The sequence below is a fragment of the Umezawaea tangerina genome (assembly GCF_003002815.1).
Classification (GTDB): domain Bacteria; phylum Actinomycetota; class Actinomycetes; order Mycobacteriales; family Pseudonocardiaceae; genus Umezawaea; species Umezawaea tangerina.
Genome location: NZ_PVTF01000001.1, coordinates 244,801 through 256,916 on the forward strand (window position 1 = coordinate 244,801; position 12,116 = coordinate 256,916).

A 12,116-nucleotide genomic window follows, 5' to 3' on the forward strand; every position below is an offset into this window, starting at 1 on the left:
GCGGAAGATTACCGGTTCGCGGACCCGCTTCCGACGACCCCGAGGTCACCTGACGCCGAGCCGTGACCGCGTCGTCACCGGCGGTAGGGCAATCCGGTGCGTCCGAATGGCTCACGACGACCGGCTGGTATTCAGTACCGGGTATCTCGCGTGGCCGGGGTGCGGGACCGGTTTGTGGCATGTTGACCTGGGAGCACGTGGGCGCTGGGAGGTGTCGGGTCGGATGGCCGAGGACGCTGACGGCACCGAGGTCGACCGGGAACTCCTCGCCAGGGTTCGCGCCGGGGAGGACGCCGCGTACGGTGAGCTGTTCTCGCGGCACGCGGACGCCGTGCGGAGGTTCTCGCTGCGGCACGTCCGCGAGCCCGCCGAGGCCGACGACCTGACCGCCGAGGCGTTCTTCCGGGTCCTCCAGGCGATCCGCCGCGGCACGGGCCCCACCGACCACGTCCGCACGTACCTGCTGACCGTCGCGCGCCGGGTGGCGTGGGAGTGGAGCGGGCGCCGCCGTGACGTCCCGGTGGACGACGAGGAGCTGAACAGGCGGGTCGAGCCGTACGCGGACGCCACCGCGCAGCGCGCCGAGTACTCGCTGATCGGCCGCGCGTTCACCAGCCTCCCCGAACGCTGGCGCACGGTCCTGTGGCAGGTCGAGGTCGAGGGCGAACGGCCGTCCGCGGTCGCGCCGCTGTTCGGGCTCAGCGCCAACGCCATGTCCGCGCTCGCCCGCCGGGCCCGTGAAGGCCTGCGCGCGGCCTACCTCCAGGCGCACCTGGCCGAGGACAACGGCGCCGAGTCGTGCTCGTCGGTGCTGTCGAAGCTCGGCGCGTACACGGCGGGTGGCGTCCAGGGCGCCGAGCAGCGCCGGATCCGCAAGCACCTCCAGACCTGCGCGCGCTGCAACGCCCTGCACTCCGAACTGGCCGAGGTCTGCTCCACGTTGCGCGCGCACGCCGGGATGCTCGGCGTCCCGGTCGCCGCGACCGCGCTGGTCGGCGCCCAGGTCGCCTCGGTCGCCGTCGCGGGCAAGGCCGCGCTGCTCGGCGGTCGGATCAAGTTCGTGCTCGCAGGGGTCGCGTCGGCGGCGGCCGTCGGCCTGTTCAGCCTGCTCGCGGGCCTGTTCACGAACGCGCCGGGACCCGGCCTGATCCGGGCCGACCAGGACGCGCCGCACGGCCTGCAGCTGATCATCACGACCAGCGCCACCACGACGTCGAGCGTGCCCAGCGGCGCACTGGTCGCGATGCCGCCGAGCACCGAGCAGCCGCGCAACCAGGAGGTCGCCGCGCCTCCGCCCCCGCCGAACCGGGTCGGCGGCTGGAGCCCGACGGCCACCACGGACCAGAAGTCGGGCGCGGGCACCGACGACGCGCCCGCGGGCAGCGGGGACGCGGTCACCGAGGGGACCGGGGCGTCCGAGGCGACGTGGACGAGCCACGAGAGCAACGTCGTCCGGGTCACCTCGGAGACGCCGACCACCACGACCGAGTCCACCAAGTCGCTCAACAGCTCGTCGAGCACGTCGCCGTCCAGCGGTTCGCCGACGCCCACCACGGTGATCATCCGACCGACCGCCGTCCCGTCCTACCCCGGCGGCCCGACCTACCTGAGCTCCTACCGCCCGACGTGACTCCCTGCCACGAGGGCGCCCCGGTGGTTCACCCGTCGGGTGCAACGATCACCGGGTACCGTTGTCCCACGCTGAGTGATCGCTCGTGAGGCCTAGGAGACGGTGATGACGCGGCTGGTGCGCGGTGCGGACGGCCGGATGTGGACGGTGCGCAGCCGGATCGAATGGCGCAACCCGTCCCCGGACGGCGATTTCGAGCACGACGTGAGCGGTGGCCAGGGCCCCGGCGTGATGATGATGCTCATCGTCATCGTCATGGGCGTCATCCTCGTGTCGTGGACGCCGGAGCAGGTCGTCGTGCCCGCGTGGCTGATCCTCGCGTTGATCATCCTGTTCCTGTTCTTCCCGGTCAGGTGGTCGCTGCGCAGGCCGTGGACGCTGGTCGCGGAGTCGAAGGCGACGCCGGACGAGCAGCCGCCGGAGCTGTGGATGGGCCAGGTCCGCGGTGTGCTCACGGTGCGCCAGGAGGCCTCCAAGGTGTCCCGGAACATCGAGATGTACTCGCTCCCCGACGTCGAGGGGCCGCTGCAACCGGTCGACTGATCGGCGTTCGCGGGTGACACTGGGCGGGTGCCGGAACTACCAGAGGTCGAGGCGCTGGCCCACCACCTGCGCGAACACGCCGTCGGCCGGACGGTGCACCGGGTGGACGTCGCGTCCCTCCAGGTGCTGAAGACGTTCGACCCGCCGTGGACGGCGCTGGTCGGCCGCCCCGTCACGGGCGCGGGCAGGCACGGCAAGCACCTGGACCTGGACTGCGACGGGATCCACCTGATCGTGCACCTGGCCCGCGCGGGCTGGCTGCGCTGGTCGGACACCCTGTCCGCACCCCCGCCCAAACCCGGCCGCGGCCCGCTAGCCCTGCGCGTCCACCTCGGCCCACCCGGCGACGGCCCCGGCTTCGACCTCACCGAGGCGGGCACCAAGAAGGGCCTCGCGGCCTGGATCGTCCGCGACCCGGCCGAGGTCCCCAGCATCGCCCGCCTCGGCCCGGACGCCCTGAGCCTGTCCCGCGACGACCTGGCCTCGCTGTTCGACGGCCGCGGCGAACGCCTGAAGACCGCGCTCACCGACCAGACCCTGCTCGCCGGCATCGGCAACGCCTACTCCGACGAGATCATGCACGCCGCCAAGCTCTCCCCGTACGCCACCGCCGGCAAGCTCACCGACGACGCCCTCGACCGCCTCCACGACGCCGTCACCACCGTCCTCACCGACGCCGTCACCCGCTCCGTCGGCCAATCCGCCGCCCGCCTCAAAGGCGAAAAACGCTCCGGCCTCCGCGTCCACGCCCGCACCGGCCTCCCCTGCCCGGTCTGCGGCGACACCGTCCGCGAAGTCTCCTTCGCCGACCGCAACTTCCAGTACTGCCCAACCTGCCAAACCGGCGGCAAACCCCTGGCGGACCGTCGGATGTCACGGCTGCTGAAGTAGCGCTTCCGGTTCGGCGATCATCACCCCGTCCAGGTGTTGCCGAACCCCTGCGCTGCCCCAGTCCCGTCATCCCGGACCTGAACACCGACTCCGAGGAGCCCAAGGCTTCACCCATCGTGTCCGGAGGTCTTGGCTGCTGCGGACCTTCCCCTGCCCGACCGACCAACTCCCGCCGGGCGTGCCGACTTGTCCACAACCCCACCGGTTGTCCACAAGCAAGATCCACACCGCCCAATCCGGCTTCACCCTCGGTAGACTGGCCTCGGGGCCGTCCCCCGGTGAGGGTGGGGGACTGTTAGGGGTATGGCGCCTGGTCGGCGATTTATGCGTTGTTTCGACGTGGGCAGCGCCGGTGTCTGGTGGGTGATCCTGACCGCGCCGCAGCCGGTGGCGCCGGTGCGGACGGGCTGCTTGCCTGGGATGTCAGCGTGGACTCCGCGATCGCGGTGGTCGGCCCAGGAACCGCCTGGACCGTGTGCTTGGTGGACAAGGCGTGTACGTCCGAAGCCAACCGGGAGCACCTTCGTCATTGCGGGATCAAGGCGGCCAGGACGTGCATCGCAGGGCCAAGGGATCGAAGAGCGACCTGTGAAGCGGTATGCGGCATCGACCGACTCAAGCGCCACCGCGCGGTAGCCACTCACTACGACAAGCTCGCCGCGCGCTACGAAGCCACCGTGCACGTCGCCGCGACCTCAACTGCCTGAGGACTTCTTCCGCAGTGCGTCCGGCTTGTGCACGGCGTCCTTGCCGGTCTTGTCGCTGCGAACCCGGTACTGCGGCTCGTCCTCGGACGCGCGCACAGTGCGGCCGGCGGCTTCGGTGTCGTCGGTGATCTCCTCGACCACTTCGCCCTGCACGCGCTGCCCGTGGCTGGACCAGGAGACCTTGTCGCCTTCTTTCATGGGCTGAGTGTCGGTCGGGCCCGTCAGTCCCGCACGATGATCACTTCCAGTGTGCGCGGGCCGTGCACGCCCTCCACGCGGTTCAGTTCGATGTCGCTCGTGGCCGACGGGCCGCTGATGAAGGTCAGGGGGCGTACCGGGTCCAGGCGTGCCAACGCTTCCGGCACGCTGGCCGCTACCTGGGACGCGAACACCACGCACAGGTGGTAGTCCGGGAGGAGGGTCAGTACTCGGCGGCCTTGGGTGGTGCCGGCGTCGAGGACGATGGTGCCGGTGTCGGCGATGGCGACCGCACAACCCGTCAGGACGCCGTCGGCACCGTCCAGTGCGTCGATCCCCAACGGTGGTGAGTCCGGCAGCCAGGTCACCGAGGGGACCAGCCATGGCGGTGGGAGGTCGACGGGGGCGACGATGCGGCGGGTGCCGAGGAGGGAGGCGATCAGCGCGACCAGGTCGTCGGCGGGGACTTGGTGCACGGTGGCGCGGTAGTCGGCGACGCGTTCGGCGAACAGGTCCAACGAGCCGGTGCCGGTGTGGTGGTAGGCGCGGGGGACGACGACGGGGGCTGGGCGGTCGCCGAGGGCGGAGCGGATGCGGGCGAGGACTTCGGTGCGGGCGTCAGCCACGGTTTTCCTTCCACCACGCGCGGAACGACTGCTTCGGGGGGACGGGGGCGTCGCGGGACGACGTCCAGGCGGCGCCGGGGCCCGGTAGGCGGGTGATGCGGCCGTTGCGGCCGAGGAGGCGGGCGAAGGAGGCGAGCTTCTGGGCGCGTTCGTAGCGGCTGGGGGAGGAGAAGACCCAGGCGGCGGCGGACATGGCGATGGACTCGGGGGTGCGGCCGCGGGCGGTGACCGAGGAGGCGCGCAGGTGGGTGAGGACCTCGGGGATGTTGATGCGCACGGGGCAGACCTCGTAGCAGGCGCCGCACAGCGAGGAGGCGAACGGCAGCGACGCGGCCTGCTTGTCGTGCGGGTCGTCCACCAGCTGCGGTGTGAGGATCGCGCCGATCGGGCCCGGGTACACCGAGCCGTAGGACTCGCCGCCGGTGCGCTCGTAGACCGGGCAGACGTTGAGGCAGGCCGAGCACCTGATGCAGCGCAGCGCCTGCCTGCCGACGGTGTCGGCGAGCGTGGCCGTGCGGCCGTTGTCGAGCAGCACCAGGTGGAACGCCTGCGGCCCGTCGCCGGGCGTGACACCGGTCCAGACCGAGGTGTACGGGTTCATCCGCTCGGCCGTGGACGAGCGGGGGAGCAGCTGGAGGAACACCTCCAGGTCGGCCCACGTCGGCACGAGCTTCTCGATGCCCATGACCGTGATCAGGGTTTCCGGCAGCGTGAGGCACATCCGGCCGTTGCCCTCGGACTCCAGCACGACGATGGACCCGGTGTCGGCGACCGCGAAGTTCGCCCCGGAGACCGCGACGCGCGCCGAGAGGAACTTGCGCCGCAGGTGCGCCCGCGCGGCCTCGGCCAGCACGCGGGGCTCGTCGGTCAGGCCCTCGGGCACGTCCGGCATCTCGCGCTGGAAGATCTCGCGGATCTCCGAGCGGTTGCGGTGGATCGCGGGCACCAGGATGTGCGACGGCCGGTCGTTGCCGAGCTGCACGATGAGCTCGGCCAGGTCGGTCTCGATCGCGGTGACGCCACCGGCCTCCAGCGCCTCGTTCAGCCCGATCTCGGCGGTGGCCATGGACTTGACCTTGACCACCTCGTCGGCCCCGGTCTCGCGGACCAGCCGCAGCACGATCTCGTTCGCCTCGGCCGCGTCGCGGGCCCAGTGCACGACGCCGCCGCGCTCGGTGACCGACTTCTCCAGCCGTTCCAGGTACACGTCGAGGTTGGTCAGCACCTCGTCCTTGAGCGCCTGGCCCGCCAGCCGCAGCTCCTCCCAGTCGGTCATCTCCCCGACCGCCGACGCGCGCCTGCCGCGGATCGTGCCGGTGGCCTTGCGCAGGTTGCTGCGCAGCTGGGTGTCGGCGAGCGCGGTGCGGGCGGCGTCCGGGAACTTCGGACTGCCCAGCCACGTCACCGGGTTGCGGGTGACCACGGGTCCTCCTCGGTGCTCGCCAGGATCTCGGCCAGGTGCACGGTGCGCACGCCGGTGCGGAGTCGGGACAGGCCGCCGCCGATGTGCATGAGGCACGAGTTGTCGCCCGCGGTCAGCACCTCGGACCCGGTGTCCAGCACGTGCCGCATCTTGTCGGACAGCATCGCGGTCGACGTGTCGGCGTTCTTCAACGCGAACGTCCCGCCGAACCCGCAGCACGACTCGGCGTCCGGCAGCGCCACGAGGTCGAGCCCGCGCACGGCCCTGAGCAGCGACAACGGCTTGTCGCCGACGCCGAGCATGCGCAGCGAGTGGCACGTCGGGTGGTAGGTCACGCGGTGCGGGAAGTACGCGCCGACATCCGTCACGCCGAGCACGTCGACCAGGAACTCCGACAGCTCGTAGGTCGGAGCGGGTGTCGTGCCGAGCTGCGGGTGGATGTCGCGGACCATCCCCGTGCACGACCCGGAGGGCGCGATCACGGCGTCGTAGCCCGCGAACGTCCGCTCGTACGAGCCCGCGAGCCCGCGCGCGTGGTCGGGGTAGCCGGTGTTGAAGTGCATCTGCCCGCAGCACGTCTGGTCCAGCGGGAACTCCACCGAACAGCCGAGCCGCTCCAGGAGGGTGACGACCGCTCGCGCGGTGGCCGGGTACAGCGTGTCGGTGACGCAGGTGGCGAACAACGCGACTTTGGGCGACTCAACGACGGCCTTCTGCACTCCGCCACTTTTGCCGCTAGGTCATCGGATGTCTACCCGAACCGGTGGACCGTACGGGCGTTGAGGACCTGAGGCCCTTGCCGAGAGGGCACCCGACGGAACAGCATGGTCCCTGTGGGTGACCTGTTGGCCGAGCGGACAGTGCTCGGCGTCATCGCGACCTTGGCCGTCCTCGGCCTCTTCGTGATGCTGTGCCGTGCTCGCCGGGTCAGTACTTCCGTCGAGGACGCCGTGATGGACATGCTGCACCGCATGTCCAAGGCGTCCGCCGACCTGCGCGAAGGACTGACGGAGGAGGCCGCGAACAAGGCCACCCCCCACCTGCGCGAGATGCTGAGGTGCGTCGCGGTCGGGATCACCGACAACGAGGGCACGCTGCTGTCGTGGGACGGCGGGGCGAACGACCACTACGAGTTCCTGCGCGAGTACATCGAACGCGCGATCACCGAGGGTCACAAGGAGCACGTCGAGCACCGCAAGCTCGGCTGCGAGCTGCCCGGCCCGTGCTCGCTGCACAGCGCCGTCGTGGTGCCGCTGGTCGTCGAGAACGACGTCGCGGGCACCCTGATCGTGATCAGCGGGGTGGCGAACAAGCGCCAGATCCGGATGGCCGAGGAGACCGCCCGCTTCGTCTCGACGCAGCTGGAGCTGGAGGTCCTGCAGAAGTCCCGGCAGGCCTTGGCGCAGGCCGAGGTGAAGGCGCTGCGCGCGCAGATCTCGCCGCACTTCGTCTACAACGCCCTCAACACCATCTCGTCGCTGATCCGCACCGACCCGGCCCACGCCCGTGAACTGCTCCAGGAGTTCGCCGAGTTCACCCGGTACTCGTTCCGCACCGACGGCTTCTTCACCACGCTGGCCGACGAGCTCACCAACATCCACCGCTACCTGACCATCGAGCAGGCCCGCTACGGCCCCCGCCTCAACGTTCGGCTGCGGATCGCCCCCGAGGTGCTCCAGGTCGTGCTGCCGTTCCTGGTGCTGCAACCGCTGGTGGAGAACGCCGTCCGGCACGGCATCGCCAAGAAGCCGGGTGGCGGCCTGCTGACGATCATCGCCGAGGACAACGGCGCCGAGGCGCTCATCAGCGTCGAGGACGACGGCGTCGGCATGGACCCGGACCGGCTGTTCGACGACCTCAAGGACGCCCACCAGACCGGCGCCCACGTCGGCCTCGGCAACATCAACGACCGCATGCGCGCCGTGTTCGGCGACGAGTACGCCCTGGTCGTCGAGACCGCGCCGGACGCCGGGATGAAGATCATCCTCAAGATCCCCAAGTACAGCCGCGGCGTCCGCACCAACCTCACCCTGGTGCAGCCCTCCATGGAGGACACCAGCGAGCAGCCGGTCATCCGCGCCTGACCCGCAGGCAGTTCGCTCGGTATGGCCGTGGGCCCGGTGGAGCGACTGGCGTCCGCCCGTTGTTCCGGGAGGGGCGGCAGGATGTGCCGCCTCCCCAGCTTCTCGACGGCGGGTTCCGATCCGCCGCGGGCTTCTTCCGCAGCCGCTAGCGGATGAGGTTGTCGAAGAACGTCCAGCTCGCCACGAAGGCGCCCGCTCCTGCGAGCACGGCCAGCGGGACCGACTGGGTGCCCGCGTGGAACAGCCAGCCCCCGCTCACCGCGCAGATTCCGCTGATCAGCACGAGCAGGGTCGTGCGCACGCTGAAGTGGCTGGACTCGTCATCGTTCTTCGGCGGCCTGGGCATGCGGCGGCTCCTCGGGGCGTCGGGTGGGGTGCCCATGGGTTCTAGGGCCGGAATGCCGGATCCCCCCCCAATTCGCACGACTGGACTGCCGCTCGAGAAAATCTTGAAATCGAGTGGGGGGAGGCGCTTTCAGGGCGCCTAGAACCTGGGACATGACCGCCGGTCAACCTCCGCAGCCGCATCCCAGGGGAGAGATCATGACCCGAGATCAGCAGCCGGGTACCCCCGGAGACGGCGAAACCGCACCCCATTTGCAGATGTTGTCGGACGAGGAGTTAGGCGAGGCCCTGAACGGGATGTCCACCAGTGAAGTGGTGGGCCGCACCGAGGAGTTCCTGCTGGGCGAACGGGCGGTCAAGCTCGTCGACTCGGAGCAGGTCGCGCAACTGGACGCCGATAGGCGGCTGGTCGAGTTGCTGGAGTCGACCGGCTTCGAAGGGGTGCGTTTCGACAAAGCGTTCCGCAAGCTGTCCCAGAGGCTGATGAGCTACGCGTACCCGGTCATCGGCTCGTGGGTGCACAGCGGGGCGATCTTCCGCGAGTGCCTGAGGTACCGGACCCGGATCGACCCGCCCGCCGCCCAGGCCGCCTCGGAGTGGAGTCGTGCCGAGCGCGAGGACGCGGTGGTCGACTCGATCGTCCTGGGTGTCGACTTCTTCCGCGACTACGCCCTGCGCAAGCGCAAGTGGGACCACCGCCGCGGTGCCGCGCTGACCACCTACTTCGTGGGCGCCTGCGTGTGCTGCTTCAGCAAGGTGTGCAACGACAGGTGGAAGAAGAAGCAGCTCGACGAGGCCTTCATCCGTTCCGCTCCGCGCTTCGAGGCCGACGTGGTGGACGACACCTCCGAGCTGGTCAACGCCCTCCCCGACACCGGCTTGGACATCGCGACCCTGGTCGCGGTTCGCGACCAGGCCGCTCGTACCTGGCCGAGGATCGCTGACGAGCAGGTCCGGGAGGCGCTCGTCCTGCACATGGGTGGCATGACGCAGGCCGCCGCGGCCGTCGAGGTGGGCTTGACGCCGAAGGCACTTGAGCGCCGGTTGCACACCCAGCGGGGAAAGCTTTCACCACCGATCATTTCGAACGATTTCGAGGACGAGGGGCGGGCCCGATGACCTTCTACAGCGGCAACGACATGCATCGCGCCGCCCTCCAGCCCCCGCCTGACGACTTCGACGACATGTTCGACAGCTTGCTGGAGCAGTCCAGCCTCGGTACTCCGAACTCCTTGGCCGTCCAGGCGATGACTCAGGAGGAGATCGCCGAATCGATGCAGAACCAGGTGGAGGCCCGTGACCTCGGAGGCGGCGGACTGGAGGCCGACTCGGATGTCGACGACATCCTGCTCGACCTGGTGCGGTCGACCGCGTTGCCGAACGAGTCGGAAGCACCCGGCGGCAAGCCGGCCGACGACGGGGTGCCGGTGAACCCACCGTCCAGGCCGGTTTTCGTCAGCAGCGGTCTGGGCGATGGGAGGACCAGGGCGGCGATGCTGATGTACCTGGCGGGTACCGAGGTGTTCGCCTACGTGCGCAGGGACGTGGCCCGGTCGATCCTGGACATCGCGTTCCGAAGCGCTTGCGGTCACACCACGATCTTGGTGCTGCTCGCCAGCAGCGCGGCTGGTCGCAGCGGTATCGCCGACGAGGTCGCCGATCACCTCCGGTGTTCCGACGTGATCGACGGGATGGACTGGGGGCACCTGCCGTTGACGCGAGATCACGTGGGTGAACGGCCGGCGGCTGAACTGTGCTCGCTCTTGGACCAGGAGAACGAGGTGGTGCAGAGCGGAACATCATGGGGGCACCGACTGGCGTCCAGGGCACGTGGGTGCGCGCACCGGCCGGTGCGCTGGTGGCGGCGGGATCAGGCCGGGTTACCACCTGTAGTGAAAAGGGACACGCTCGACGATCTGGTCGAGGTCATCGAGCAGTTCGTGAGGCGCTGGTCGACGGGGAGGTCTGCTCCGGCTGATCCCTCCACCGGGCAACCCGCTCGGACGACCAGTTCGATATCCGCGTTGTCCGGCGCCTTGTTGGGGCTTCTGCACGAAGGGCCCAAGAACCACACGCTCCTGGTGGCGTCCGGTCGGTTGCGCCTCGGTTTGCCGGACCTGACTCGTGCCGGTGTGTGCCAAGAGCTGCACGTGCTGTCCAGGTCCGGGCTGATCCACCCGACCGGGAGGATCTACGCGAGTCCGCTGAAGACCCGCTACCAGCTCACCGATTGCGGCAAGGACACCTTCCAGCGGTGGCTGTTGGACAAACCGGACTGCGACCGGGGCGACGTGGTGCTGAGACTCCTGCACACGACTTCGTTCACCTCCGAGCAGTGCGCCAGGCTCATCGCCATGTCCACGGCCGTCGAGATGGACACGGATCAGGCCGACGTGATCACGAGGTGGGTGAGCAGGAACGTCGAGGGGCGGCTGGTGCCGCGCAAGGCCGGGCACGTCGTGCTGATGAACCTGATCAGATCGGGGCGGAGGTGATGGGGACGCGGCTGGACGAGGACCGGTGGTCCTCACCAGGTGGCGACGACCAGTGTCATCACGACCATGACCGCGCACACGCACCACGCGATCCACATCCAGTACACGCTCATCGGCTTCGGCCCGTCGGCGTTCTGCCGTCCCCGCTCGTCCCACCACTCGACGTAGCGCTCCAGCCAGCGGAGCGGGTTGAACGTCATGGTGACCTCGCGGTAGGTAGCCGGTTCCCGATGCTAACCCGCGCGAACTCCCGGTCGCCGCACGTAGGGTCGGAGCCATGAGCAGCGTGACGGACAAGATCGCGGCGCGTCTTCCCAAGATCGTCGGCGACCGGGGCGAGCGCCCGCCGGTCGTCGCCGCCGTGCGGTTGCACGGCGTGATCACCCCGACGCCGACGCCGGTGGCCCGCAACTCGATCAGCCTGCAGAACCTGGAGACCGCGCTGACCCGCGCGTTCGACCACGATCGGCTGGTCGCGGTGGCGCTGCTGATCAACTCGCCCGGTGGGGCGCCGACGCAGTCGGCGCTGGTGGCGGAGCGGATCCGGGAGCTGGCGGCGAAGAAGAAGGTGCCGGTGCTCGCGTTCTGCGAGGACCTGGCCGCCTCGGGCGGGTACTGGCTGGCGTGCGCGGGTGACGAGATCTACGCGCACGGGACGTCCATGGTCGGGTCGATCGGCGTGGTCAGCGCGGGTTTCGGGCTGAACGGGCTGATCGCGAAGTACGGCGTCGAGCGGCGGGTGTACACGGCCGGGGCGAACAAGGTGCGGCTCGACCCGTTCCAGCCGGAGAAGCCGGAGGACGTGGAGTGGCTGAAGGGGCTGCACCTGCAGCTGCACGGCCAGTTCATCGACTGGGTGAAGGAGCGCCGCGGCGGGAAGCTCACCGCGACCGACGACGAGCTGTTCACCGGTGAGGTCTGGACCGGGGTGAAGGCGCTCGAACTGGGGCTGGTCGACGGCCTCGGGACGGTTCGCAGCGTGGTCGCGGAGCGGTTCCCGGACGCCGAGATCAGCATCGCCGAACCCAAGAAGAACCTGCTGGCGAAGCTCGGGCTGTCCGGCGCGACCACCCGATCGGGGGACTTCGTGCTCGACGGTCTGGCCGCGCTGGAGGAACGTGCTCGCTGGTCGCGATTCGGATTGTGAGATCAAGGTTCTCCAACGGCCGGTCGG

Annotated in this window: 13 protein-coding genes; 7 read left to right on the top strand and 6 right to left on the bottom strand. The window is 69.8% G+C overall.

The annotated features are described in order from the left end of the window. Nucleotides 1-223: 223 nt before the first annotated feature. The 3 genes from CLV43_RS01120 (at nt 224) to CLV43_RS01130 (ending at nt 3,064) form a co-directional block, all read left to right on the top strand. Complete coding sequence (locus tag CLV43_RS01120) at nt 224-1,630, top strand: sigma-70 family RNA polymerase sigma factor (protein WP_106185065.1); 1,407 nt, start codon at nt 224-226, stop codon at nt 1,628-1,630. Between the two features lie 105 nt (nt 1,631-1,735). After that, nucleotides 1,736-2,173: a DUF983 domain-containing protein gene (locus CLV43_RS01125; RefSeq protein ID WP_106185066.1), complete on the top strand. Its 438-nt coding sequence runs from the start codon at nt 1,736-1,738 to the stop codon at nt 2,171-2,173. 27 nt (nt 2,174-2,200) lie between these two features. Continuing rightward, nucleotides 2,201-3,064: an Fpg/Nei family DNA glycosylase gene (locus CLV43_RS01130; RefSeq protein WP_106185067.1), complete on the top strand. Its 864-nt coding sequence runs from the start codon at nt 2,201-2,203 to the stop codon at nt 3,062-3,064. 695 nt (nt 3,065-3,759) lie between these two features. On the opposite strand, the gene CLV43_RS01135 is transcribed toward CLV43_RS01130, so the two are convergent. From CLV43_RS01135 to CLV43_RS01150, 4 genes are read right to left on the bottom strand one after another with little or no spacing between them, the layout of a single operon-like run. After that, on the bottom strand, nt 3,760-3,969 hold the full coding sequence (locus CLV43_RS01135; RefSeq protein WP_106185068.1) for a hypervirulence associated TUDOR domain-containing protein: 210 nt from the start codon (nt 3,967-3,969) through the stop codon (nt 3,760-3,762). A gap of 23 nt (nt 3,970-3,992) precedes the next feature. Further along, nucleotides 3,993-4,595 carry a LutC/YkgG family protein gene (locus tag CLV43_RS01140; protein ID WP_106185069.1) on the bottom strand — a complete coding sequence of 201 codons (603 nt, stop codon included), beginning with the start codon at nt 4,593-4,595 and terminating at the stop codon, nt 3,993-3,995. Beyond that, nucleotides 4,588-6,018: a LutB/LldF family L-lactate oxidation iron-sulfur protein gene (locus CLV43_RS01145; protein WP_106185070.1), complete on the bottom strand. Its 1,431-nt coding sequence runs from the start codon at nt 6,016-6,018 to the stop codon at nt 4,588-4,590. The genes CLV43_RS01140 and CLV43_RS01145 overlap by 8 nt, the downstream gene beginning before the upstream one ends. Beyond that, a complete protein-coding gene (locus CLV43_RS01150; RefSeq protein ID WP_106185071.1) occupies nt 5,997-6,737 on the bottom strand; it encodes a (Fe-S)-binding protein in 741 nt (246 codons plus the stop codon). The genes CLV43_RS01145 and CLV43_RS01150 overlap by 22 nt, the downstream gene beginning before the upstream one ends. A 105-nt stretch (nt 6,738-6,842) precedes the next feature. Here CLV43_RS01150 and CLV43_RS01155 point away from each other — a divergent pair, with 105 nt between their 5' ends. Continuing rightward, a complete protein-coding gene (locus CLV43_RS01155) occupies nt 6,843-8,102 on the top strand; it encodes a sensor histidine kinase (RefSeq protein WP_106185072.1) in 1,260 nt (419 codons plus the stop codon). Nucleotides 8,103-8,247: 145 nt separating this feature from the next. Here the strand turns inward: CLV43_RS01155 and CLV43_RS01160 are convergent, their stop codons facing one another. Then, nucleotides 8,248-8,448 carry a hypothetical protein gene (locus CLV43_RS01160; RefSeq protein WP_106185073.1) on the bottom strand — a complete coding sequence of 67 codons (201 nt, stop codon included), beginning with the start codon at nt 8,446-8,448 and terminating at the stop codon, nt 8,248-8,250. A gap of 152 nt (nt 8,449-8,600) precedes the next feature. Between CLV43_RS01160 and CLV43_RS01165 the strand changes: the two genes are divergently transcribed. Both CLV43_RS01165 and CLV43_RS01170 read left to right on the top strand, forming a co-directional pair. Further along, complete coding sequence (locus CLV43_RS01165; protein ID WP_146174604.1) at nt 8,601-9,566, top strand: RNA polymerase sigma factor; 966 nt, start codon at nt 8,601-8,603, stop codon at nt 9,564-9,566. Next, nucleotides 9,563-10,942 carry a hypothetical protein gene (locus tag CLV43_RS01170; RefSeq protein ID WP_106185075.1) on the top strand — a complete coding sequence of 460 codons (1,380 nt, stop codon included), beginning with the start codon at nt 9,563-9,565 and terminating at the stop codon, nt 10,940-10,942. The genes CLV43_RS01165 and CLV43_RS01170 overlap by 4 nt, the downstream gene beginning before the upstream one ends. Nucleotides 10,943-10,974: 32 nt before the next feature. Here the strand turns inward: CLV43_RS01170 and CLV43_RS47560 are convergent, their stop codons facing one another. Continuing rightward, nucleotides 10,975-11,142: a hypothetical protein gene (locus CLV43_RS47560; RefSeq protein WP_170155659.1), complete on the bottom strand. Its 168-nt coding sequence runs from the start codon at nt 11,140-11,142 to the stop codon at nt 10,975-10,977. A 77-nt stretch (nt 11,143-11,219) separates the two neighbouring features. Between CLV43_RS47560 and CLV43_RS01175 the strand changes: the two genes are divergently transcribed. Beyond that, the gene (locus tag CLV43_RS01175) at nt 11,220-12,089 is read left to right on the top strand and encodes a S49 family peptidase (protein WP_106185076.1); all 870 of its coding nucleotides are present in this window, start codon (nt 11,220-11,222) and stop codon (nt 12,087-12,089) included. The last annotated feature ends 27 nt before the right edge of the window (nt 12,090-12,116 follow it).